The sequence below is a fragment of the Nitrospirota bacterium genome (genome assembly GCA_023229435.1).
Lineage (GTDB): Bacteria > Nitrospirota > UBA9217 > UBA9217 > UBA9217 > JALNZF01.
Genome location: JALNZF010000013.1, coordinates 61,037 through 85,811 on the forward strand (window position 1 = coordinate 61,037; position 24,775 = coordinate 85,811).

23 protein-coding genes are annotated in these 24,775 nt (G+C 55.4%); 6 read left to right on the forward strand and 17 right to left on the reverse strand.

The genetic code is table 11. The features are described from left to right. Positions 1-19 precede the first annotated feature (19 nt). The 5 genes from M0R70_10180 to M0R70_10200 form a co-directional block, all read right to left on the reverse strand. Positions 20-1,534, reverse strand: coding sequence for a radical SAM protein (locus tag M0R70_10180; GenBank protein MCK9419734.1), 1,515 nt, complete (start codon positions 1,532-1,534; stop codon positions 20-22). A 48-nt stretch (positions 1,535-1,582) separates the two neighbouring features. Further along, on the reverse strand, positions 1,583-2,887 hold the full coding sequence (locus M0R70_10185; protein MCK9419735.1) for a phosphoglycerate kinase: 1,305 nt from the start codon (positions 2,885-2,887) through the stop codon (positions 1,583-1,585). A 222-nt stretch (positions 2,888-3,109) separates the two neighbouring features. After that, entirely contained in the window at positions 3,110-4,672 is a 1,563-nt protein-coding gene (locus tag M0R70_10190; GenBank protein ID MCK9419736.1) for a DHA2 family efflux MFS transporter permease subunit, read from the reverse strand. A gap of 160 nt (positions 4,673-4,832) precedes the next feature. Then, positions 4,833-5,711: an HlyD family secretion protein gene (locus M0R70_10195; GenBank protein ID MCK9419737.1), complete on the reverse strand. Its 879-nt coding sequence runs from the start codon at positions 5,709-5,711 to the stop codon at positions 4,833-4,835. A gap of 137 nt (positions 5,712-5,848) precedes the next feature. After that, positions 5,849-7,138, reverse strand: coding sequence for a TolC family protein (locus M0R70_10200; GenBank protein ID MCK9419738.1), 1,290 nt, complete (start codon positions 7,136-7,138; stop codon positions 5,849-5,851). 213 nt (positions 7,139-7,351) lie between these two features. On the opposite strand from M0R70_10200, the gene M0R70_10205 reads away from it, so the two are divergent. The 3 genes from M0R70_10205 (at position 7,352) to M0R70_10215 (ending at position 9,571) form a co-directional block, all read left to right on the forward strand. Then, a complete protein-coding gene (locus tag M0R70_10205) occupies positions 7,352-7,807 on the forward strand; it encodes a hypothetical protein (GenBank protein ID MCK9419739.1) in 456 nt (151 codons plus the stop codon). A 281-nt stretch (positions 7,808-8,088) separates the two neighbouring features. Further along, positions 8,089-9,276, forward strand: coding sequence for an MltA domain-containing protein (locus tag M0R70_10210; protein MCK9419740.1), 1,188 nt, complete (start codon positions 8,089-8,091; stop codon positions 9,274-9,276). Positions 9,277-9,304: 28 nt separating this feature from the next. Beyond that, a complete protein-coding gene (locus M0R70_10215) occupies positions 9,305-9,571 on the forward strand; it encodes a hypothetical protein (GenBank protein MCK9419741.1) in 267 nt (88 codons plus the stop codon). A 190-nt stretch (positions 9,572-9,761) separates the two neighbouring features. Here the strand turns inward: M0R70_10215 and M0R70_10220 are convergent, their stop codons facing one another. The 4 genes from M0R70_10220 to M0R70_10235 all read right to left on the reverse strand — a co-directional run bounded on the left by M0R70_10220 (position 9,762) and on the right by M0R70_10235 (position 14,500). Continuing rightward, the gene (locus tag M0R70_10220; GenBank protein ID MCK9419742.1) at positions 9,762-10,262 is read right to left on the reverse strand and encodes a hypothetical protein; all 501 of its coding nucleotides are present in this window, start codon (positions 10,260-10,262) and stop codon (positions 9,762-9,764) included. Positions 10,263-10,437: 175 nt separating this feature from the next. Continuing rightward, positions 10,438-13,680 carry a hypothetical protein gene (locus M0R70_10225; GenBank protein ID MCK9419743.1) on the reverse strand — a complete coding sequence of 1,081 codons (3,243 nt, stop codon included), beginning with the start codon at positions 13,678-13,680 and terminating at the stop codon, positions 10,438-10,440. A gap of 300 nt (positions 13,681-13,980) precedes the next feature. Then, a complete protein-coding gene (locus M0R70_10230) occupies positions 13,981-14,283 on the reverse strand; it encodes a DUF2442 domain-containing protein (GenBank protein ID MCK9419744.1) in 303 nt (100 codons plus the stop codon). Further along, positions 14,264-14,500 carry a DUF4160 domain-containing protein gene (locus tag M0R70_10235; GenBank protein ID MCK9419745.1) on the reverse strand — a complete coding sequence of 79 codons (237 nt, stop codon included), beginning with the start codon at positions 14,498-14,500 and terminating at the stop codon, positions 14,264-14,266. Before M0R70_10235 ends, M0R70_10230 begins: the two co-directional genes overlap by 20 nt. Before the next feature lie 342 nt (positions 14,501-14,842). Here M0R70_10235 and M0R70_10240 point away from each other — a divergent pair, with 342 nt between their 5' ends. After that, positions 14,843-17,299: an AAA family ATPase gene (locus tag M0R70_10240; GenBank protein ID MCK9419746.1), complete on the forward strand. Its 2,457-nt coding sequence runs from the start codon at positions 14,843-14,845 to the stop codon at positions 17,297-17,299. 186 nt (positions 17,300-17,485) lie between these two features. Here M0R70_10240 and M0R70_10245 read toward each other — a convergent pair whose 3' ends face one another. The 8 genes from M0R70_10245 to M0R70_10280 form a co-directional block, all read right to left on the reverse strand. Beyond that, positions 17,486-17,641: a hypothetical protein gene (locus M0R70_10245; GenBank protein MCK9419747.1), complete on the reverse strand. Its 156-nt coding sequence runs from the start codon at positions 17,639-17,641 to the stop codon at positions 17,486-17,488. Positions 17,642-17,837: 196 nt separating this feature from the next. Continuing rightward, positions 17,838-18,314 carry a hypothetical protein gene (locus tag M0R70_10250; protein MCK9419748.1) on the reverse strand — a complete coding sequence of 159 codons (477 nt, stop codon included), beginning with the start codon at positions 18,312-18,314 and terminating at the stop codon, positions 17,838-17,840. Between the two features lie 26 nt (positions 18,315-18,340). Beyond that, complete coding sequence (locus tag M0R70_10255; GenBank protein MCK9419749.1) at positions 18,341-18,706, reverse strand: hypothetical protein; 366 nt, start codon at positions 18,704-18,706, stop codon at positions 18,341-18,343. A 58-nt stretch (positions 18,707-18,764) separates the two neighbouring features. Continuing rightward, positions 18,765-19,109: a GIY-YIG nuclease family protein gene (locus tag M0R70_10260; protein MCK9419750.1), complete on the reverse strand. Its 345-nt coding sequence runs from the start codon at positions 19,107-19,109 to the stop codon at positions 18,765-18,767. Positions 19,110-19,240: 131 nt separating this feature from the next. Then, positions 19,241-21,631 carry a TonB-dependent receptor plug domain-containing protein gene (locus M0R70_10265; GenBank protein ID MCK9419751.1) on the reverse strand — a complete coding sequence of 797 codons (2,391 nt, stop codon included), beginning with the start codon at positions 21,629-21,631 and terminating at the stop codon, positions 19,241-19,243. A gap of 45 nt (positions 21,632-21,676) precedes the next feature. After that, entirely contained in the window at positions 21,677-22,324 is a 648-nt protein-coding gene (locus tag M0R70_10270; protein MCK9419752.1) for a TonB family protein, read from the reverse strand. Then, entirely contained in the window at positions 22,299-22,718 is a 420-nt protein-coding gene (locus tag M0R70_10275) for a biopolymer transporter ExbD (GenBank protein ID MCK9419753.1), read from the reverse strand. The genes M0R70_10270 and M0R70_10275 overlap by 26 nt, the downstream gene beginning before the upstream one ends. A gap of 2 nt (positions 22,719-22,720) precedes the next feature. Beyond that, on the reverse strand, positions 22,721-23,344 hold the full coding sequence (locus M0R70_10280; GenBank protein MCK9419754.1) for a MotA/TolQ/ExbB proton channel family protein: 624 nt from the start codon (positions 23,342-23,344) through the stop codon (positions 22,721-22,723). A 443-nt stretch (positions 23,345-23,787) separates the two neighbouring features. Between M0R70_10280 and M0R70_10285 the strand changes: the two genes are divergently transcribed. Beyond that, on the forward strand, positions 23,788-23,988 hold the full coding sequence (locus M0R70_10285) for a cold-shock protein (GenBank protein ID MCK9419755.1): 201 nt from the start codon (positions 23,788-23,790) through the stop codon (positions 23,986-23,988). Positions 23,989-24,183: 195 nt separating this feature from the next. Further along, positions 24,184-24,564 (forward strand): hypothetical protein, encoded by a 381-nt coding sequence (locus M0R70_10290; GenBank protein MCK9419756.1) that lies wholly within the window; start codon positions 24,184-24,186, stop codon positions 24,562-24,564. The last annotated feature ends 211 nt before the right edge of the window (positions 24,565-24,775 follow it).

Sequence of the window (24,775 nt, forward strand, 5' to 3'; positions counted from 1 at the left end):
CTGTCATCCTGTCAAAGGGTCACGGTCTTGCGAAGAACGCGGCATGGTTGGAGGTAAATATCGGGGGGTCGTTTTTCAGGATCGCCGAGACAGCGGAGTGCTTTTTAAATTCATTGTCAAGGAAATGCCGCACCGCTCTTCGGTCCCATCCGTGAAGATGCTTGAAAGCCGTATAGAGCGACAGGTCCCCCTCATAGAAGTGTTCGGTCACATGCTCCCGTGCCTCATGCCCGCAGAGCGGCATGTTAAAGATCGCAAGATTCAGGAATGTGATCGCCTCGCGGTGAGCGGCAACGAATTCGAGCGTCTTTCGCGCCTCCCTGATCGTCTCGGCCGGAGTGCCGAAGAGAAGATAGACATAAGCGGCGATCCCGGCCGCATGAAGATTTTTCAATACCAGCGACGCTGTCGCGAGATCGATCCCCTTCCGCAACCTATCGAGAACCCCCTGGTCGCCTGATTCCAGACCGAGCTTCAGCATCCTGCATCCCGATCGTTTCAGCTGCATGCAATAATCACGGTCCGTCAGCTCGTTGCCGATCCTCGCGAAACCATACCACGGGACTCCGGGGGGCTCGTTCGCAAGCGCACGCATGAGAGCGGGACTGATCGCATTGTCCAGCAGATGGACCAGTATTGGATCCGTTTTCGCGATCAGCGTTTTGAGATCACTCATCGCCAGTTCCGTGGGGACCGGGACATAGGGAGTTTCCTCCGCTGTTTCCGGACAGAAGGAGCATTTGTTCCAATAGCATCCGCTCGACGCGCTGTAGGGCAGAATGAATCCCGGGGACAGATACTCTTCATGAGGCAGGGAGCCATAGTCCGGCGTGACATGCGGATGACCGTTCTCTTTGACGCCGAGCAGTTCGAGCAGCGGCCCCTCTCCCGGGCCGGCGATACAATGATCGACCAAGCCGCCAAACGGGTCCTTCCACGCCGGACCTTTCATCCAGGAGGTCACCAGGCCGCCGCCGAGAACGATCTTGAGACCGGGGAACTCGCGCCTGATGAAGCCGATCATGGCGAAGGTACTGAGCGCCTGGCTTAGATAGTTCAATGAAAAACCGATTAGCGGTGGACCGGTTTCTGTAATGATCTCCAGCAATCGGACTTTGAAATAAGGATAGAACGGATTCTGTTCCGGATGCTGGGCGGCATTGATCAGGTCATTGCTCCGCACGGGAGAAAGCTGCTGATGGTGATAATCCGCCAGGCCGAGGATCGCGTGAAACTCCCTCGCAGAGGCCTCGAGCACGCGGTTCACGTCTTTTACGGCCCTGCTGTAGTGGTCCGGAGAACGATAGGTCCGCGGGTCGCGGAGCGACGCGAGATTGGATGAACTATTTTTAACCGCCCGCCGGGTCCAGGTATCTGAGGCGGTCTGCGGCTTCCGCATGAGGGAGAGAAGGCCCTCGAGATTCGCGTCCAGGACCGAGCAGGATATTCCCTGCGCGTTAAGCGCGCCCGCGAGTTTCGCTATGCCCGCAGGAGGTTCACAGGGTTTTGCCGCCGGAGGAAAGATAAGGAGCATGGGGTACCCCAATCAGTCGGATCTGTCTGATCCGACGGATCCGACGGATTACTTCCTCTTCGACTCGATCAATGCCTGAACAGGCTTGAGGCTGTAGGGACTTCCATGCTCTATTGCCGTGAGCACTGTGCCGCCGCCGGTGAAGAAGTAGTAGCTCGCGTTGTCCATCACCGAAAGATAGAGGCCCGGCAGGAGGTTCTTGAATTCCTGAAGGGTGTCTCCGCCTCCGTACATTTTCATGGCATCGCGGTTAAGGTCTATGGTGTTGTCGAGCGCCTGGGAACCGGAGGAAAAGTGCGGAGTGTACCCCATGACGGCATTCACGAAGATCGTCTTCGCCGTGCCGATGGCGTCGGCAACGGTCTTTTCCTCGAATGACCGGGGGTCGATGTCAAGGATGTACCCGTACGAATCGCCGGCCTTGAAATCATGCAGCGAGATGGTCCGGTACCTGCCTTCGATCCTTCCGTCCATGGTGTCCGATTCCACGACAAAGGGAAGCTCGACGATCTTTTTCTGGAGACGGTCCTTTGCAACCAGTTCCTGCGCGAGCGCGCAGTCCTCATCCGAAACGCCCTTAATCCGCACCCGGTACTTTGCGCAGAGATAGGTATTGTAAATGACGCCGCCGAGCACGAGACGGTCCACCTTTTCATACAGGGCGGTGAGCGGCTTGATCTTGGTGTCGTATTTCGATCCCGCGACCACGGCGAGGAAGGGCCGCTCGGGACTCATGACCCCCTCAAGGTGCGTGATCTCCTGCTGAAGGAGGAAGCCGGCATAGGACGGCAGGTGCCGGGTGATGTCGAACGTGGAGGCATGGGGCTGCCACGAACCGAACGCGTCGTTCACGTAGATATCGGCCAGGCCGGCAAGCTGGAGCGCGAAACGCTCCCGGAGCTCTCCCTCGGCCTCTTCCCCGAGGAACCACCGCGAGTTCGGAAGATAGATCCCCCCGATCTTCCGCTCTTTCAGCTCCCTGACGGCAAGGTTGATGGACGTGTCGATCCCCGTAATGCCTTGCACCGGGTCCGGGGGGAATTTCGGGACATACAATTTTGTATGGAGCTTCTGTTCAAGATACCGTACGATGGGCTCGACGGACTCCTCGGGTCTGCAGGTTATCGTTCCCGTCTTTTTGTCTTTCGGCCTGCCCACATGGGTCATCATGATGGGCCTGCCGCCGCGCTCGACAATGTGAAAGAGGGTCCCGATGGTACGGTCGATCCGATAGGGGTCGCGTATCTCTCCCCCCTTTACGACATTGTGATCGAACCGGACAAGGACGACCTTCCCGTCGAGATCGGCATCCTGGATCAACGGCAATTCAGCGTGTAATGGTCTGCTCAGCATGGTGGACCGCCTTTATCACATTCGGGAATAAACGACAACCGTATTATAGCATATTGTGTAAAACGTTTGACGAATGAAACAACTTCAAATACGGTCTCACACGAAGACACGGAGACACGAAGAAAGAAAAAGGCAATGCATGTTTTCTTTGTGGCTTTGTGGCTTCGTGTGAAAATAAATCCCTTTTGGTTCGGGATTAACAGGGTCACGGCGGGCATTGCATCAATGCGCCGGCGGTGGTCCGCCTGTTGTCGGCGCTTTTGACCATTTCATGATGAACACCAGGGGAATGATGCTGACGATCAGGATGCAGATCACGAGAAACGCGTCCGTGAAGGCGAGGGTCGTTGACTGCCTGATCAGCTCCCGGTACATCAGGCCGTCGGCGCCGGCAGGCGGCAGTCCGTGTTGGCCCAGGAACCCGGTCATCTTGTCATGCGCAATGGCGTAGCCCGGATCAAAAGGCGATAGATGTTCCACCAGGCGCGTCTGGTGGAGCTGCGCCCTGCGCGAGAGAATGGTCGTGGTCATCGCGATGCCCACGCTTCCTCCCAGATTCCGCAGAAGGTTGTACATCGATGTCGCCTCGGTCATCCTCTCTTTCGGAATATGCGAGAGCGTCAGGGTGGTGAGCGGGATGAAGGTCATGCCCATGCCGAATCCCAGCGCCACGCGGGGCCAGACAAAGGTCCAGAAGTCCGTCGTGAGGTTGAACCGCGACATCATGTAGGTGCTGAGCGCGCAGACGGACAGGCCGAAGACGAGAAAGCGCTTCGGGTTCACCTTCCCGACGAACTTTCCGACGATGGGCATGGCGAACAGGGTGGCGATGCCTCCCGGGCCGAGCACGAGCCCGGCGTAGAACGACGTATAGCCCATCATCATCTGGAGGTAGATCGGCAGCAGCACGATGCTGCCGAAGAGGTTCAGGAACACGAAGAACATCACCGTGGCGCCGCTCGTAAACGTCCGGTCCTTGAACAATTTCAGGTTCACGATCGGACGTTCGGAGTAGTATTCGTTGATAATGAGAAGGGTGAGCGAGACCACCGCGATCACGCCGAAAGTGATGATCAGGTTGGACGCGAACCAGTCCACGCTCTCGCCCTTATCGAGAACGAACTGGAGCGATCCGAGCCCGACGGCAAGGAACAGGAGCCCCCAGTAGTCGATCTTCATTTTCTGGCGCTGCATGTACGGCGGGTCCTTGATCACGATGACGTTCATGATGATCGAAAGAATGCCGATGGGGATGTTGATATAGAAGATCCACCGCCAGGACAGGGTATCGGTGATCCATCCGCCGAGGAGCGGACCGACGATCGGGCCCACCATGGCTCCGAGACCGAAAATGGCCATGGCCTGGCCGTGCTTTTCCCGGGGAAAGGATTCGAGGAGGATGGACTGGCTGATCGGGACGAGACCGCCTCCGCCGAGGCCCTGAAGCACGCGGAAGAAGATAAGACTGCTGAGGCTCCAGGCAGAGCCGCACATGAAGGAACTGAAGGTAAACAGGGCGATGGACGCGATCTGGTAGTTCTTCCTGCCGATGAGCTTGGCAAGCCAGCCCGCCATGGGGATCACGATGGCGTTGGAAACGAGGTAGGCGGTGATGGCCCACGTTGCCTCGTCGTAGCCGGCGGAGAGCGATCCCCTGATATGATCGAGCGACACGTTGACGATCGAGGTGTCGATGATCTCGATCAGCGTGGGAAGCATCACCGTGAACGCGATCAGTCCGCGGCTCGATGTCTTGTGCTGCAGGGTCATTGTAGTTTGACTCATTCTGATGCCTGCATTTGATGAAAGTTGATAGGAAGGAGAATGGATGATCGTTAACTTCGTTCACGATGAGGATGATAGGCTATCCTTATCTTTTTTACGTCCCTCGTCCCTCGTCCGTCGTCCTACGTCTCTCGTCCCACGTCCCTCGTCCCTCGTCTCTTTATTTCGCAAGAACCGTCGGCTCCACGGACATTCCGATCCTGAGGACATGGTCCTTGTCCGCGCCCGGATCAAGCACGATCTTGATCGGGATGCGCTGGACGACCTTCACGTAGTTGCCTGTGGCGTTCTCAGCCGGGAAGAGAGAAAAGGACACCCCGGTCCCGGCCATGATACTGTCCACTTTCCCCGTGAAGACCTTGTCGGGGTAGGCATCCACCTTGAGCCTCACCTCCTGGCCGGGCCGGATGCGCCCAAGCTCGGTTTCCTTGTAGTTTGCTACAACTGTGAGGTTTTCTAGAGAAACTATGGCCATAAGTAGCTGCCCTGCTTGAATATGATTACCTGTCAGGATCGCTATCTTAGTAGCATACCCGTCCGCCGGGGCTCTCAGCACCGTATAACTAAGGTTTAATTCAGCCTGACGGAGCTGCTCTTCGGCAAGTTTCACCTGGGACACAGCTATCTCTTGGGTCGAAACAGCTTTATCATATCGGTCGGCTGAGTTCGTCTTGCTTTCAAACAGAGCCTTGGCTCGTTTTAGCTCCCGCTCCGCTTGACGAAGAATGGCGCGCTGAAGCTCCAGGTTCGCCCGTGCCGCTTCACTTCGAGACCTATAATCCTGCGGGTCGAGATCAACGAGCAGGTCGTCCTTTTTTACCTGTTGGTTGGAGTTCACGTAAAGTGATTTGACGGTCCCGCTGATCCGCGCCGAGATGGTGTGGATGTTGCCGTCGATAAAGGCGTCGTCGGTCGAAACATGCGTCTTGCGATAGCCGCTGTACAGATACCCTGCGATCAGTCCGATGACCACGATCACTCCGACGATCATAAAGGCTTTTTTCTTTTTCTGTCCGTTGCCTGCCAGTTCTTCTGCCATGAAATCTCCTTGATGAAAACCGCATAGAGCATGGCGCATGGAGCATAGGGTATGGAGCGGAGAGCTACAATGCTTCACCCTCTGCGTTATGCTCTTTGCCCTATGCGCTCTGCGCTATGCCCTTTGCGCTTTGCGCCTCACTTTCCGTACACGACCACCAGGTCCCTGCCTGCCGCATTCAGGAGAACGGCCTCGGCCCGCTTGAATCCGTACAGCGACTTCCAGGAATTCGATTCCGCGGTTGTCAACAGCGTCACGGCATCGAGCACCTCGGTTGCCGTGCCCACGCCTTCCTTGTACCGGAGACGCTGGAGCCTCAGGTTCTCCTCGGCCTGTTCGACCGCGGTCTTCGTGACCTCCATTTTTTTCTCCGAGCTCTGGAGGTCGAGATAGGCGCCCTTTACCTCGAGCCGGATCGTGTCAAGCAGTTTGTCCCGGGAGAGCTTGAGCGACCGCAGCTCCGCCCGTGCCATCCCGATCTTCGAACTGCTCGCCCCGCCGGAGAAAAGATTGATGTTCACTCCAACAATGGCGGACCAGTTGTCCTGGTGGACCAGGTATTTGTTCTCAAGATATTCATACCCGCCGGAAACATAGAACGTTGGAAAATATTCCGCCTGCGTGGACTGAATGCTCTGTTCCTTCGCCGCGATAGCTGCGTCCATTTCCTTCAGCACGGCACGTGAATCCCCGGCGCCGGCCCATGCCTCGTCGAGCGTAAGGCCTGCCGCCGGGCTCGCCTTGAGTTCCTCGGGTTGTACCGCGTCGTTCAGCGGTTTCAAGAGCAGGCTGTTGATCTTCGATTCCCTGAGAGAGCGGGAGTTCTCCGCGGTCAGGAGCCGCTGTTGAGAGTCGGCGAGCGTGACGTTCACCTGGAGTACTTCGTTCTTCGTGATGACGCCCGCGCGATACCGTGCTTCCGTGTCCTTTTTGTGCGCCTCATACCGCTTCACTTCTTCCGTTGCCACGGTGAGCAGTTTCTCCGATTCCAGGAGATCCAGGTACGCGATGATGAAGTCCAGGGCCGCCTGGTTCTTCGACCGGCCGGTCATGATCTCACGGGCCTTTAATCCGTATTGTGCGGCATCGATCGAGGAAGAGCTCTTGCCGAAATCATACAGCAGCTGCGTGGCCCGCACCCCGTAGGCCAGGAACTGGTCCTGCGATGTGGTGACCGTTTGAGGGCCGAATTTGGCCTCGGGAGTATATCTCAGCCATGTCTCGCGGCCGTAGAGGTCAACCCAGGGGCGCCAGGGGGAACGCGCAAGCGATACGGCCCCCCGTGCGACGTCCTCATCGGACCGGGCGATCTGAACATCCCGCCCCGTCTCGGTGATGATCTTCAAGCCCTCCTCAAGGGAAAGGGCATGGGCCGTGAGCGGCAACAGGGAGAGGAAAAGGGCAAGGACAAGTTGTGATCGTTTCATGACGATACCTCGGGAACGGCTTTTTCCGGAATGTAAGTAAGCGCTATAGTACACGAAAAAAAATAAAAAGTGAAGAGGTCTTTCGGATCTATGGGCCGTGGATGCATCAAGCCTCCTCCTTCCTCGGGAAAATCATTTCCATCGCCAATTCCTGCTTTTCATCCTTTTTGAACTGTGCTACACTTATGGTTGACGTGACGTGAGAAAGGCACGGTGAACATGCTCCTTATCCTGAACATACTCCAGACAACGCTGCTGCTCATAATCGCGGCAGGCGTCGCCTACCTGATCTACCGGTCGTCCCGCGGCGTCAGGGGTTCCCGGAAGTCCCTGCATTCAAGACGGAGGGAGATCTACGATGATCTCATGCGGATCCTGGCCACGCTCGGGAAAACCGGCGAGCTCCGGAAAGAGGAGCTCCTGGACTTCCGGTTACGCACGCTGGACGCCGCCCTTGTTTTCGACACGGAGATCGCCGAGTACATCGACGAGATCTATGCCCGGGGCGTGACGCTCATGAACACCCATGAAGTCCTGAAGGGGGAGGATCTGCACATCGGCGAGAAACGCGACGATGTCACCGTAGAGAACGCGAAGCAAACCATCTGGCTTGCCGATCAGCTCGCGATGGTTGCTAAAAAATTCAACCAGTATCCGGAAGTGAAATAGCGGGAACAGCTGCCTGAAGCGTTATGCGTCACGGCACTGTCGGCCCCCTCACCTGACCCGGACAAGCTTGAACCGAAAGTCGTCTCTCGCAGAGGACGCAGAGTTAATTCAAGACCCTTACTTATTTTTTTTAAACCGGAACATTTTTCGATTTTCTCTGCGAACTCTGCGTCTCCGCGAGAAAATTTCTTGCCGATTTAAGAAGAATTTGATCCATTAGTTACTCACCTTTCCCGTCAATGAAGAGGAACCTATACGCTACAGAGAATTGCATGTTAACCATGAATAAAACGATCCTGACATTCCTTGCCCTTCTCTTCCTGTTCGCCTGCGCCAGGCCGCCGGTGACGGTAACGAGGCCGGACAACTCTTTGGCGCGTCTGTCGTCGTGGCAATCGATCGCGCCTCGTGACGATAGCGGGTTCAAGGATGTCGCCGCTGCAGCTCGCCAGAGCCTGGAGTATTACAAGAAGCTTCCGCAGGACACGGTGTTCTTTCTGGGGCCTGATAAGGCAAGCACCCTCGACATGGCCGTAACGCTCCAGAACTTTCTCCTTATCGTCGAGAACGATTCATTGACCGCTGATCAAAAGGTGGAGCGCATCAAGAACGATTTTACGCTCTACCGCGCCGTCGGGTCCGATGGAAACGGCAAGGTGCTCTTCACCGGCTACTATGAGCCGATGCTCTCCTGCCGTCTTGCTCGTGACGAGACCTTCCGGTTTCCGCTGTATCGAAGACCCGATGATATCATCGAGATCGACCTGACACCGTTTGGGGAGGGGTTCCTCAGGACCAAGCTCTTCGGCAGGCTTGACAACAGGAAGGTCGTCCCCTATTACTCCCGCGAAGAGATCGACCAGAAAGAGATGCTCGCCGGCAAGGACCTTGAGATCATGTGGTGCTCCGACATCGTTGACATCCATTTCCTTCAGGTGCAGGGTTCGGGCAAGGTGGACCTGGGTGACGGGAACATCCTGAGCGTATTGTACGACGGTACGAACGGCTGGCCGTACAAGGGCATCGGCAGATATTTGATCGATACCGGGGCCATGACCAGGGAGAACATGTCCATGCAGGCGATACGGGAGTATCTGCGGACCCATCCAGACCAGCTCACCACGGTCCTGAACCAGAACCCCAGCTACGTCTTCTTCCGCCTCGACACGGGCCCGTCGATCGGCAATATCGGAGTGCCGCTCACGCCGGGCCGGTCCATTGCCACGGACAGCAGGATGTTCCCCAAGGGCGCGTTGGCTTTTATTGCGGCGCAAAAGCCGGTGATCGAGAACAACGTGATCACGAAATGGGTCCCCTTCTCCCGGTTTGTGCTGAACCAGGACACGGGCGGGGCGATCAAGGGGGCTGGCAGGGCGGACGTGTTCTTCGGCCACGGTCCGGATGCGGAATTGACCGCGGGCAACCTCCAGCATGAGGGGGAGTTGTATTTTTTGATGAGAAAAAAGTAGTTAATTGGCGCATTCAATGGAGTAACCCATGAACGGATGGACAATGACGTCGAGCAGATTTCACGATGAACTGAAGCGGGCGATGATACCGTACCAGGGCAAGCAGCTAACAACGGCTGAGATAAGCAATATCCTTAAAGGCGTTCCCGGCCTGGCACAGAATGCCCGGTTTATTCAGCCTGCAGATCATTGCAGGAACGTAAAAAATTTCGGGGCATGTACGTGCGCGCATACCGACAAGGCGATCTTTGATAAACTGCAACGGGGCTTGTTTCATGTGAGAGAAGTGGAGTAGACTTGGTAGCGGACGAAGACCTCTTTAAGAAGCAGCTTTCCTCACCAAAGGTGTCAGCGCAAAGCTTCGGACGCGGAAACAGCGATCCAGCCAAATCACATGCACTTAATCCTTGACGAACGATGAGGTGAGCCGCCGAGCGAAGCGAGGATGGCTCGACTTTCATCGTCAGTAAGATCTGTCCGATGGACTATTTATATCTGCTTGAAGCGCCAGCCGGCAAAACAACATTGGATAAATAGTTATCTATCGGTGTCGTCAATAGGGCCGCATTGCTGTAGATGCTGCCATCGCCGATAATGACTTCTCTAGTATCCCCATTGTCATACTGAATAGTATAATCTTTGATTCCACCGCCGATAGGAGCTGACCCCTGGCCTGTTTTCACCACCCCATAGACATCAGCCGTCGACAAATCGCTGAGTAGCTTTGATTCATTTGTTCCATAACTATTAATCGTCCAAGTGCCGGTATTGACCGTCGTCAATGCTGAAAAGCCGGTGCGCACGAAGGTTAATCCAGTCAGAGAAACGGTATACTTTTCGTCCCAAGCGACATCAGGGGAGACAGAACCTGATGTTTCCCGATAAGTGACATCCGCAACACTTGGCACGTCAGAATTGTGGCTGCGTGAACATGCTGTCATAAACAACAAAATAGCGACGACGACTTTTAATAATTTGATAAACATAAGTGGCCCTTCTTATCTCAATCAGCCCGTGCTTATAGGGGGACGGATTACGGTAGCATAGATTATACGCATGGTTAAAGCGATTTAGGCAATAAACTCGGCTCAAACTTCATGATCAGCCGCCGTAACTGTCTTATTAAGAATCCTGTCATCCTGTCAAAGACTTTATCTTCCCCTACCTTTCCAAAATCCTCCGATACAACTTTTTTGTTTCCTCATCCGGTTCAAGATCCACATCCTTACTCAAAGCGCGTTCGCACCGTTCATAGGTCCGGATCGCCTCGCCGCGCCGGGCGTCCGAGTGATATCGCTGCATGAGCCAGCAGCACGCCTTCTCGTTGCAGGGGTCCGCGGAGAACATCCGCTCGTAGAAGCGCAGCGTCCTGTCCCGGTCGCCGGATGACTCCGCGATCCCGGCCGCTTCCTCGAGCGCCCGCAGGTAGCGGATGCGCAGGCGGTCCCGCATGGGCGCGGCCCAGTCGCTGTAAAGATCTTCAGGCAAAAAGTCTCCTTCATAGAGGTCGAACGCCTTCTCGTATTCTCCTACGATGTCTTCTGGTTTCCGGCTTGACTTCATGCGGTCTGTTGCGTCCAGATGGTGAAGCAGCTGCCCGACATCGGTCCGGACCAGTTCCTTGTTCAGCTTGATGACGCCGTCAGCGTGAAGGATGCAGGATTCGGATCTGCCTGGAACGTTCTTCGGCTCCAGCACCTTCCGCACCCGGTGGAGCATGCTGTTGAAGGTCGGGCCGAGCGTGTCGGGGTCCATGTCCGGCCAGAGCGTCTCCATGGCGATATCACGCGACACGGCATGCCCGTCCTGGGCAACGAGCAGTTTGACGAATGTTTTTGCCCGCTTGCTTTTCCACTCGGCATCCCGCACCGGAACCTTTGCCCGCATTGTTCTGAACCCGCCAAGACAATTGATCTCAAGGAACGGCGTTGTGCCCGAACCGGTCTGGTTGTTGATCAGCCGGTAACAGTAGTCAATACAGATGCCGTGCGCGAGCGCGGCATTCGCCAAACCGGCCAGTTCCTCCGCATTGAACAGGGCATAGTAGGTGAATCCCCTTTCCTGGCCGATGGAAAACCCTTCGCGCAGGTGCTTGCGCGCGGGATCCATTTTCTTCATCATCCCGTAGAGCCGGGCCAGCACGAGATGCGCGTTCGCCTCCTGTTGAGCGGCCCTTATCTGTTGAAGCATCTTGACGGCGATGAGCAGTTCCTTTTCCGCCTGACGATACTTTTTAAGCTTTACAAGGATCGCGCCGCTCGCGATGAGGTAGATCGCATGGAACAGCTTGCTTCCCGACTGCGTCCGTATTGCCAGGGCATAGTCCGATTCTTTTTTTGCCTGGTCGAGCTTATTCTGGAACAGATAGGCGATCGCGAGCAGATGTGCCGCGGACGCGCTGAAAAAGGCATTCTGAGACTCTTCGCCCTTGCGTTTGCACTCCGTCAGCAGGAGCACGGCGCCGGGGTAGTCTCCCTGGGCGATCTTGAGCCATCCGCCGATGTCAAGGGAGAGAAACACCATCGACTCGAGCGCGTGGCTGTCAGCAAGGTCCATGCACTGGTCAAGGCGTTTCCGGGCCCCGGCAAAGTCCCCCGCGAAGAGTGACGTCATGGCCGCCACCAGCAGGAGGGCCGCATGACCTCCGGCCTCATCGGGTATGGAAGCGCTCGTCTCAAGTCCTTTGTTGACCGTTTCACCGGCAAGGCGGAAGTCGCCCTGGTAAAGCGCGCAGGGAGTCAGGTAAATGGCGGTGGTGATCTGATAAAAATGGTCGCCCTGCTTCCGGAACAGATCGAGCGCCTGCCTGAGCGCGTCCGAGGCCTGCTGAAGCCTGCCGATGAAGAACCACGCCATGCCCATGGCAAGCAGCAGTCTCGCCCGCGCTCCGGGCGACGCGCGTCGGTTCTGTTTGAGGAGCGCCTGGGCCAGCGCCGCGTCGCGCCCCATGCGCGTAAAGTCGCCGCCCGTGTGGAAGCATGCCTCGATGATGCCGCACATCGAGTACATCATTCCCGCGCCCCGGGCGCGGTTGAAGGCGGTCCTGCCGCCGCGGAAGCCCTTGAACGCGAGATCGAAGAACGTGAGGGCCGTGCGGGAATCGGTGAACCGGCATGCCACGGCGCGGTAGAACAGGAACCACGGCCGGTTCCCGTGTTCGAGCGGAAGCGTTTCGATCCATCGGATCAGCGTCCCCGTCTGGCCGCGCGCGATCATCTCTTCGCCGCAGGCCTCCATCTGTTTGATGGCCTGGTCGAATTGTCCCGAGGCAAGGGAAAGGTCGATGCTCCGTACCATATCTCCGGATCTTCTGAAGTAGGCCGCCGCGCGGGTGTACAGTTTTTTCACCTCCGCGGGCCTGGTCTGGGCGATCAGTTTTTTTCTGAGAAACTCGCGGAAGAGCGCGTGGTAGCGGATCGCGAGGGTATCATCCTCCAGCGCCGTGACGAACAGGTTCCTGTCCCGAAGGTCCTTCACCATCGTTGTAATGGATATCCTGCCCGATGCCGCGGTGCGCGGCAGGCCGGTCAGCAGTTCGATGAGCGGCACCGGAATAAAATCCACGACCGAGGTCTGGAGCAGGAACCGCTGCATATCCTGCGGAAGGTGCGCGAATACTTCCTGCGCGAGGTAGTCGAAGACGTGAGTCCGGAACCCCGCCGCGCGCCGGTCGATGAGCGCCAGAGCCCGCGCCCCGGGCGCGAGGGTGGCAAGATATTCGTGCATCAGCACAAGACCGGCCGGCCAGCCTTCCGCCGTGCTGTTGATAAGCGCCGCCTCGTTCGGGGAGATGTGCATGCTGAAAATGATGCTGAACAGGTCCTGGACCTCGCTGTCCGTGAACCGGAGGTCATCGCCGACAAGCTCTCCCACGGACTGCGTTGCGCGGAGCTTCGCGATGTCCAGTTCGGGCCTCACCCGGGAAATGATCATGAACCGGACATGGGGCGGGGTGCGGTCGATCAGCTGTTTCATGAGGTGCGGCAGCATCGGCGAGGACGAGGTAGGGGTGTAATCGTCGAACACGAGCAGGCCCGGCTTCGGTATGTTCCCGAACGCCTGTTCGATCCAGGCGCCGATGTCCGGGCGGAGGCCGTTGATGCCGTAGCGGTTCAGGGGAAGTGAGGGGACCGCGGGAATGTTCCCGGGCCAGGCGCGCTGGATAGCCGTGCCCAGCGCCGACAGGAAAACCGCCGGGTCGTCGTCCTCCTGGTCCATGGTGTACCACACCGAGGGCGATTTGAGCGACTGGACATATCCCGCCGCCAGCGTGCTCTTCCCCTGCCCTGCCTGCGCGTGGATGATGACCAGCTTTTTATCTTCCCACTCCAGAAGCTTGCCCGTGAGCCTCTCCCGATCGAGAACATGGGCGGGTTTCGGCGGGATGAGCTTGGTAAGATTCATTCACGTACCTCCTGTCAGGTTTAATTCGCAAATGCATTAGGAGAAAAACAACCAAAGTATAAAGACGTTTCTGCAAAAAATCAATGAAAATTATTCATATTCGTTTATTCCGTCACGTGGGTAACTTGAGGATACCAGATTGCAATATGCACCTACAGGTCAAATTGGAAAACGCCGAGTTCAGGAAGGTGGTCTTGAAGATTAAATATATCAAGAATATAAATTCGATGCCGTAACTCGAAGATGGAGGGGGCGAGCGAGATGGGTCGGATAACTACGGCGACTTAAGGCTTCATTTCATTAACGGGCGGTCTTCCGTTCCAACCATTTTTTGAAAGAATTCTGGCTTTCACCGGATCGCCTGCCGGCAAGCAGACCTTCAACGCTGATGTCCTCATCAATATCTTCCCAGTGAACACCCTGTCCTTTTCCGATCAATCGCCAATTCTTTTTCTCCGCCGGCGTCGCATGTAAAAGCCGCGGAAACCAGGCCAGTGGCACGGAGATCGTCCTGCCGTCGCTCAGATCGACACTCAGCGTGTCCTCAGTCATCATTATGCGTTCTGCATTTGGAACCGCCATTTCAACCGCCGAAGTAGTCATTCCATGCCTCCACGAGCCGCGTATGATTTTCTTCAATCATTTTCTGAATGCGGCTGATTTCAATCCGGTTGAAGCCGCTGCTGCTGTGAAGCATTATCGGTTCAAGCCAGAATTTTGCTGCGTTGTCGTCCCGCTCAACGTGAATATGTCTCGGTTCATCTTTATCGCCTGCATAAAAGAAAAAACGATGCGATCCAATCCTTAGAACGGTCGGCATGTATAGTTTCCTTCATCCCCTGACAATGTTAAATGTAACACACTATGATGGTACTTTCAATATGTTTGTACAGTCATTACTCATATACTTTCAATTAGGCGCTTCCCTTGACAATGTACCGCATAGCACCTACACTTTACTTGGGAATAAAATTCTTCTCAAAACGGCATGAAATTTTCTCGCAATGGCCGATTAAGCGGGCCACGCTGAGGTGCAGAGTTCGCAGAGAAAAGCTCAACATATATTCCGCGTGAAGACCAAGACTCAAAGATCTTGATTTACCTCTGCGTCCTCTGTGGTGAAGGGCTTTGATATTACGTTGTACGAAAGAAGGAGGATCCTGTGGACATCAAAAACCTGGAAATACCCGCAGCCGAACTCCGGCACATCTGCGATCCGGCGGAATTTCCGTTTAATACCACTGCCGAGCTCTCGCTCAGGGACGAGGTCATCGGCCAGACTCGGGCGGTGAAGGCGATCGAGTTCGGCATCTCCATCAAAAATCACGGGTACAATATCTTCGTGTCCGGCGTCCCGGGCACGGGCAGGAACTCCATTGCCAGATCCATCGTCAAGCGGATCTCCCTGGACCGGCCGGTCCCCGATGACTGGTGCTATGTCAACAACTTCAAGGACCCCGACCGACCGCGGGCGATCAAACTGCCGCCGGGCAAGGGCCGCGAGTTCAGGCGCGATGTCGAGAAGTTCATCGAGTTCATGCAGAGCGAGATCCCCAAGGTCTTCGAGTCCAAGGAATACGAAGAACAGAAATCGCGCATCGTGGACGAGGCGGAGAAGGCTAAGGAGGTCCTGTTTGCCGATGCCGGCAGAAGCGCGCTCGAACTGGGGTATCAGTTGACGATCACCCGCACCGGCATCGTCAAGGTCCCGATGTGGAAGGGCAAGCCGATGACGCCCCAGGAGCTTGAGACCCTCTCACCCGAGCAGCGGCACGAACTTGAGGAACATGAAAAAAAGGTGGATACCGGGGTCCGCGATTTTCTGTCCAAGGCGCGCCTGCTCGATAAAGAGTCGCGCGAAAAAGTGCATGAGCTCAACCAGCACGTCGCGCATTTCTCCATGGGGCACCATCTCGATGATCTGAAAGAGCGGTACCGCGTCAATCCCCGCATTCCGGAGTATCTTGTGGAGGTCGAGGAAGATGTCCTGAATAATCTGCGCGAGTTCCTGGGCCAGACGCAGGAGCTGCCGTTCCCGATCGAGGGCATGGACAAGGGGAGCTTCCTCGAACACTACAAGGTGAACGTGATCGTGGACAACGCCGAGACCAAAGGCGGTCCGGTAATTGAAGAAGCCAATCCGACGTACAACAACCTGGTCGGCCGTATCGAGCGCAAGGCGAGGTTCGGCGCGATCTACACGAACTTTACCATGATCCGGTCGGGCTCGCTGCTCCAGGCGAACGGCGGCTACCTGATCCTGAACGCGCTCGATGTCCTCCGCAGCCCCTTTTCCTGGGACGCGCTCAAACGGGTCATCAAGAAGAACGAGGTGAAGGTCGAGGACCTGGCCGAGCTCTACGGCATTTCCACGGGAGGCCTCAAGGCCGAACCCATCCCGGTCTCGCTCAAGCTCATCATGCTCGGCAGCCCCTGGCTCTACTACCTCCTCTATTACTATGACGAAGACTTCCGGGACATCTTCAAGGTCAAATCCGATTTCGACACCCAAACCGCGAGTTCGACTGATGAAAAGATGCGTTACGCGAACTTTGTCGGCGCCATGGTCAAAAAAGACGGTCTGCTCCCCTTTGACCGGATCGCGGTCGCCGGCGTCGTGAACCATGCCGTGCGTCTTGGTGGAAAACAGAACAAGCTCTCGCTCCGTTTCAGCGAACTGTCGGACCTGGTGCGCGAGTCGTCGTACTGGGCAACACAGGCAGGGAGCGGCGTGGTGACGGGTGAACACGTGGACAAGGCATTGGACGAAAAGGTCTACCGGGCGAATTTGATCGATGAGCGCATCCAGGAGCTGTTCGCCGAGGGAACACTGATGGTCGATCTCTCCGGCAACGTGGTCGCGCAGGTGAACGGGCTGTCCGTGTACGATATCGGAGATTTTTCCTTCGGCAAACCGTCGCGCATCACCAGCCGGGTCTATCTCGGCAAGGCCGGGGTCATCGACATCGAGCGCGAGGCCAAGCTCTCGGGCCGCATCTACAACAAGGGGGTGCTCATCCTCTCCGGCTATCTCGGAGGAACCTACGCGCAGGACAAGACGCTCTCAATCTCCGCCACCCTTGCCTTTGAGCAGAGCTACGGCGAGGTGGAGGGCGACAGCGCCTCTGCCGCGGAGGCTGTCGCGCTCATCTCAGGCATCGCCGAGGTGCCGGTGAAGCAGAACCTTGCCATCACCGGCTCGATCAATCAGAAGGGCGAGATCCAGCCCATCGGCGGGGTGAACGAAAAGATCGAAGGGTTCTTTGCCGTATGCAAGAACCGCGGACTCACCGGCGACCAGGGTGTGATCATTCCGGAGTTGAACAAGAAGAACCTGATGCTCAAGAAGGAAGTGGTGGATGCAGTGAAGGACGGCAAATTCCGGGTCTACGCCGTCAAGACCGTGAATGAGGCGCTGGAGGTCCTGACCGGACTTCCGGCCGGCGAGCGTCAGGTGGACTGGACCTGGCCGCAGGGATCCATCAACTTCCTGGTGGACAAACGGCTGAAGGAAATGTCGAAGAAGCTGAAGGCGGACGACAAGGGCGAGGAAAAAAAGGAAAAGAAGGAAGAGAACAACGAGGAGGCGCCGAAGAAGGGCCCAACGCCGGGAGCGTAGTTCTTGATTGATGAATGTGCCGGTGTGTGTGTTTATTTGATTCAGGTTGTGCAGAAGAATGTAAACATCTACGAGTTCAGGAAGGAGTTTTTAGGGTTCCTTTAGGGGCCTTTTAATATGGATTGTAAATTTCACATGAAAAGGATATAGGGGACATCCTATAGTCCCCCCATGTTTCTGCTCTCGCTATGTCCATTTTTTGTTCTTTATTAAAAACAACATGAGATCTTTCATTCTAACTGTTTTTAAAAGTTCACATCCAACTTGATCGCAAATAGCGGGAATATCGTTAAGCATGGACTCCTTGTCAGAGACAACCAGTGCGATGTCGTTTTCTTTCATGGTTTTGAGTTTCCCGACGACCGCCAGGATAGGGGGGAGTCAGCATAAACCCCTTATGTCAATTACCGTACTTTCTTCAATCATCTGATTCATTTGACGCCCCTTTGCTGTTTCCGAATGGACTGATACTTACAGGGGACACACCGGGGGACATTGTTGCACGCGCTACGCAACACTTTCCTAGATGCTCTCCGCATTAATTCATTTCAACTTTCTGAAACACGGCCCCTCCCCGCCCGTCTCTCGTGATGACCATGATCACAACGCCTCGATCCGCGGGTTTTGATCCGGGAGGGGCCCATAAATTCTCGGTACTCCCGATCGTTCTGCTGTAATCGAACTCCCCGTCGGAAACGAACCAGGTATTGAGCATTTCCTCGGTGCGCGTCACGAAACTCCCGTCGCGTTGCATGTCCTGGTAGGCCTCTGAGGAACTCTCCGCCGAAACGACACGAAAATTCGCGTCTGAGGTCGGCATCGGGATCGTGTCGGGAACAGGACTGCCGTTGAGATCTACTGACGCGATCGATGGATTCTGGTTCTTCTGCGGTTTCGCAGTGGTCGACACGAAGACCCTCAGAAAGGAGTTGATGGCCGGACCGTTTGGGACGCTGATATTATACTGCACAAGGTAGATCACTCCGTTGTACTGGTCCACAATGCTTCTATTCAAAAATATGGTATTCGCATCCGGCATGGTCAGGGAGAACTGCGTAACCGGACCGGTATACGTCCGGCTTGCGCCTGCGGGGATCGTAGCGGTTCCGGTCTGAATACTTGTGGGATCGGGATTTGGGCACTCCGGGCTGCCCCGTTGCCCACGCCCGGATCGATGCACGCCTGGACCGCATAATTGATCGTCCGGCCATTGCCGTTGAGATCGCTCAGGACCGGTGTGAACGTTACTGTGTCTCCGGGATTGGCCTCGGGAGCGCTCGCGACGACCGTCAAGATGCGCAGTTCGCCGAGTGCCTGGTATTTCGGCATGTTGTCTTCATTGCCGCACTGCGTCGTCACAAAAGCCACGATAAGCGCAAGTAGAAATCGTGTTGCAACTATCTTCATATCGGAACTCCCTGTATGGATCAACGTAAAGTCAAAAGTTTCTTAGAATTTCTTATCGTCATTCCCGCCCCTGCTTGACTCTTGCTGGGGCAGGCTTCAGCGGGAATCCAGGAATATTCACTAACTCGTCATACAAATCCTTCCATTCCGGATTACTTTGCTCGATCAAGTCCAGCTTCCATTGTCGGTTCCATTTCTTTATCTGCTTCTCGCGGGGAATGGCTGTTTCCGCAGCTCCATGCACCTCATACCAAACCAAACGATGAACGTCGTATTTCTTTGTAAAACCGTCTGCAAAATTGTTTCTGTGTTCGTAAACTCGTTTAATTAAGTTAGATGTCACGCCCGTATAGAGTGTGCCGTTTCGTTTGCTACACAGAACATAAACAAAGAATTGTTTCATGATCATTACCATGTGGCAAGCTTGTTGTTCAAAAATCCTGGATTCCCGCCTTCGCGGGAATGACGTTTCGCGGGAGACACTCTTTCATTAATGCCCCCATGCTTTTCATAGAACTTTTAACACTACCCGAATCAAAACTCCAGCTTTATCCCGAGCGTCGGATAAATCGGCAGCCCCGTGATCTTTTCCGACTGCTGATAGTCATACGAATACCGGATCTCCTGAGGGTTTTGTTGGTTCGTAATATTTTGAATGTCGAGGTAACCGGTCATGATCCGCCGGTCATACACCCATTTCTTGTCGAAGCGCAGATCAGCCTGGAAAAAAGCGCCCATGCGCGCGGAATAGATATCTCCCCGGGCCGGAACGTAGAGATCGCTGTTGACGTCGTAGGCGGCGCCGATAATGGGCGTATAGGGATTGCCTGTTGTGTAGCGCACGCGGGCCGAGACCATCCAGTTCCGGCCAAGCTCCCTTTCGGCTACCGCCGTGAGCAAATGGGTCTGGTCATATTGAGAAATGGTTTCCGGCGTCAGCGCGTCTCCCCGCCTGCTTCGGGAAAGCGTGTAAGCGATCCAGCCCTGCCATTGTGAAGATTTATACTTCCCCATGAACTCCAGACCGTAGATGTGACCGTATCCGGAGTTGTCGTAATACTGCGGCCGCGACGGGCTTACCATGGCTGTCGTGCGCGCCACGAGATCGTAAACATGCTTGTAGAAAAAATCGTTCGAAAGGGACCAGCCGCTCGCCGATCCTTCACGGAAATCTTTTTCGAATCCGGCCGTATAGTGCACAGCCCGCTGTGACGTGAGGTCGGGATTTCCGTAGGTCTTGTCGAGGGTCTGTACCGCCGGGGCCTGATTATAGAGGCCGGACGCGGCCCGCAGCGTCAGGCCATGGTCGAGGGCGTAACGAATGCCGACACGCGGTTCCGGCAGGACCTCGTCCGTCAGGTTAAACCAGCTTACCCGCACGCCGGGAATGAAGCTCCATCGTGAATCCTGTTGATGAAAAACGTTCCTCCAATACAGTCCGGCAACGTCGGACTCATATCTTTTGGAGACCACGGCGACATCGCCCGATCCGATGGGACTTGAGATGCCTCCCTGGCTGTAAACGATCGGCAGCTGATACTTGACGGTTGTCCGGTTATACAGAAAATCCGCGCCCAGATAGCTTTTCCAGGAACTGCCCAGCTGGTTCTCGATCTCCGCCCTGCCGGAAAGCGCCGTCTGATCGTTATGAACATAATAGTCCCCCAGATCGAAAAGCACCCAGTCCTTGCCCATGCCGAGACTGATCCGGCCGATCGCATCAGGGCTGAAGCGGTGCGTCCACTCGGGAATGACGCGGAAGAACTTCGTATCGAGCTTGAAATTCCCCCGGATGGCGGGGTCCTGGTCCACGGGCTGCTTCAGCAGAAACGCGAAGGTGTCCTGCGACCCGATCGTGACGAGCTTGAACGTATCCTCCGTCGACACCTGGTTCTTGTATTCAAAAAGGATATCCCTGAACTCCGGGACTGCCGTTAAATTAAAATTCTTGTTATCGTTGCCGACGACTGCGCCCAGCACATAACCGATATAGCTTTGTCTCATCCCGAACAGATAGGACGAATGATCATTGATCGGCCCCTCCACCATCCCGCCGGCATTCATGGTGTCGGCATACACAAAGCCGTGGGTACGGTCTGTTTGCGGGTCCTTCACCGTCAGATTCACGAGCCCGGCGATGGTCTGGCCGAACTCGGGCCCGAAGCCCGCGGAAAGATAATCAACGTGGTCCACGGCTTCCGACATGACGACCGAGGAGAGCCCGCCGAAATGAAAGATGATCGGAATGGGCTGATTGTCCAGGTTATAGCGCGTATCGTTCGGCGAGGAACCTTCGATGATGATCTGGGAACTGAACGCCCCCGGACGGTTCACGCCCGGAAGGTTCTGGACAGCCTTGATCGGATCGCCGCCCGCGCCCGGCACCGTGGCAAATTGCGCCTGATCGAGTGACCTGGTCTTATCATCCCTTTTTTCGGTTTCCCCATATACCGTCGTTTCATAGGTCAGGTAGGTCTTCTTCTCGAGATATAAAAGGCGGGGCTTGCCGGGCGTTCCGGCCTGCTGTTCATCTTCAAGCTCCAGGCGATTATACCCCGATATTGATATCACCCATTTCATTCTGCCTTCGGGGACATCGATTGAAAATTTACCTGCCCTGTCGGTGATGACTTTGATCGGTGCGTCGGGATATGACGCCGGGAAACAGAAGACGTTGACCGAAGGTAGCGGACGTTTTGTCCCGCGTTCCAGGAGGGAACCGGTGATCGTAACCGTTTGGGTCGGCGTTGAGCTGATCGTTGAACTGAGGGATGAGCTTAGTGTTGTGCTCAGCGTTGAGCTCAGTTCGGATACGGGCGTTGGGAGCGGAGTTTCTTCAGCTGCACCATCCGTCTGAGCAAGACAGACAGCAAGAAGGGCAAGACCCAGCATTCCGATGATGCGCGATATGAGAAGGTGAACCATACGATTGTTTCGACGCAAGGACTGGTCCATTGATATCTGCTCCTGTTATCGCTCCAGGACGAATCGATAGGTGTACCGGATGCGAACGGCCACCGGCTTCTGCTGGATCATTGCCGGCGTGAACTGAAAACCCCTTGCCGCCGCCATTGCCGCCGTGTTCAGTTCAGTATGAGGGCCCCCGATAAGGGTCACCTCACGGACCTTTCCCGACTCGTCGATCAGCAGGTCCATGATGACGGCGCCCTGAATCCCCTGTTTTCTTGATACCGGAGGGTAAAGGACCCGCACTTCAGCCTTCAAGACAGGCATGCTCGTGACCAGGTAATCTTCCGAAGGGACGGGAAGCAGATCAGCATCGCCGGGTTTCAATATCTCCTCGTCAGGGGCCTTGGCCACGGTATTCCCGGCTTTTACGTCTACCCCCTGCTCGGACGTGACCGATCGGGGGCTGATGCCGAAGACTTCACGGCCCTGCGATTTCCGCGGCTGGACCTTCGGCTCGATCACGCGGATCGGCAGCTGGGCGACCTTCGGCGCCTCCAGTATCTGGATGTCCACCTCTACCGGTTTCCGATGCTGGCCGACAAGAAGCATGGCCGCGATCGAGAAGAGCAGGATGCCGTGGAGTGCGGACGATATCACCCATGGATCGTCCAGGGCAATGGCGTTATTGTTTTTCGATCTGTATTGCAAAGCGGTTCATTCCTGCTGATTTAATGAGATCGATCGCCCGGACAACATCAGCGTGTCTCGCGTCCCCATCGGCGCTGATGAGGGCCTGGGTCTCGGGGTCCTTTGCCAGCGCCTCTTTGACGCGGGCAGAAATCGTTTCCGGAGATGCAAGAACACCGTTCAGCAGGATCTGTCCCTGCCGGGTGACCGCCACTCCCATCTTTGAAATAAGTTTTTTGTCCGAACTCGATGCCTTGGGAAGATGGATGCCGATGCTGTCCTGCATCAGCATGGGCGCGGTGACCATGAAGATGACCAGCAGCACCAGCACGACATCGACGAAGGGGGTCACATTGATGGCGGATATGGGCCCGCTGTCGTCTTCGGAGCCTGATGGATAAAGATCGGATGCCATGATCACTGACCTCCCTGTATTTTGGAAAGATAGAGATCTTTGAGCGCCTCGGACTTGACGATAATGCTCTTCAATTTTTTTGAAAAAACGTTGAACGCCACAACGGCGGGGATGGCCACGAACAACCCGAATGCCGTCGCGATCAGGGCCTCGGAGATGCCGGCCATGATATCGGCCGCGTCGGTCCGGTGCGCGCCCAGCGCGCCGAAGGACTGGATGACCCCGAGCACGGTGCCGAAGAGTCCGATAAAGGGCGCATTCGATCCCAGCGTTGCCAGGATCGTGAGCCCCTCCTCGAGACGGCTGCGCTCGAGGCTGAGATAGCTTTTTACCGCCCGGTCGACCTGGGACGTGTCGTTCGGGGTTGTCTGCAAGATCACCCGCGCAGTACCGGCATGCAGCGTGTCGCCGTGCGACGCCCATTCCCTAAACGGAGCCCATTGGTGCGTTTCGATCAATTGGGAGGCCCGATCCAAGTCATTATTTCCGCCCTTGGACGTCCCGTCCGCCTTTTGCAGTAAGCGGAAACAGCGGAGCATGGTCGCCACGGACCAGATCGACAGAATGAACAGCAACAGAAGAATGGCGCGTGAAACCCATTGTACGGCAACGATCCAGACAGGCATGACCAATACCTCTTTCTCACGTTAGTATCTTTGATAGTGTAACTGTATCATTTATTTGGTTGTGAAATCAACCGAAATAGAAGTTTTTTCTTTTTGTTAGTGTTCGCCAAGAGGGACCGACTTCAGTAAGATTGCTCCAGAGCAACTAGCTCGGATCGAATACTGTTTAACCGTATCCCGAGAAAGTATCGCGGTTATATAACCACCATTGGAGGTTGCGGCATTAAGCGTTGCACTTCGAGAATGAACTCGCGTTGTACTGTGTTTTCAACAAAAACACGAAAGGGACAAAATAACTGTTGACATTCCGGCACAGAAGGGGCATTATCCTGACAAGAAGTTCCGGATGTTCTTGTAGGGAAACCGCAAAGACAGATAGACTTTGCGGCATTTTTTTTGTCCTTTTCCGTCGCTTCAATTTCACAAGAAGGAGGTAGCTCATCATGGAGACAGGTTCAGTAAAGTGGTTCAATGATGCCAAGGGATTTGGTTTCATTACCCGTGAGACCGGCGGCGATGTTTTCGTTCATTTCGGAGACATCCAGGACAGCGGCTTTAAGTCGTTGGCCGAAGGCCAGCAAGTGCAGTTCGACGTTGTCGACTCACCCAAAGGCCCCAAAGCAGCCAACGTTGTAAAGCTCTAAACAAAGGTTTATACCTTCGCAGGCCCTGATCATGTCAGGGCCTGTTTTTTTTCTATTCCCTGGCTGTCACAACAGGCCATTCTGAATCATCATCGTGAATCCTGCATCAGTTCGCGGGCTTTTGTCTTTTGCCCCGTTAGAGAAAACCGACAACGGGAGCATTTGTACTCTAACGGAGTACCCTGAAGGAGAAACGTGCACTACAGACAGAGTTATAAGCAAAAACTGGAGTTGGAGAGAATTGCCCTGGTGGCCCTTGGCCTGGTTTCCGAACGATATGCCCAGGTTTCGAAGATCGAATTTCACATGACGTATTACCAGCGTGGTTTGCAGCCGGTACTGATGGAGCGCACGCTCAGCTTCTTACCCGATAATTACGCCGGTTTTCACATGAAATGCATGGAGGATGGGTGCACGGGCGGCGGTTTCGATCTGGCGCCTGTGGTTGCAGGGCTGGCTAAATCCCACAAGAAGACAACAAAGGGAAAGGTCTACTGTCACGGCATGAACCATACCTTCGGACACGCCAGCATTGACTATGAAGTCAACATCCAGTACCATAAACAGGTTAAATAAAACCCTTCCTGCTTTGCAGAATGCGGCACGAAAGACGTGACGCCATGACCCTCATCCTGCAATGTCCCTTCCTTTGTCCTGCAGCGGCCCTTCATCACTAACAGGTTGTTGAAAAACACTTAGTTTACCCTTCGACCCTTCGGCAAGCTCAGGGCTCAGGGCGAACGGAGCGTGTATTGAATTTATTCGTATTTATCCGTTCGTGGTGAGC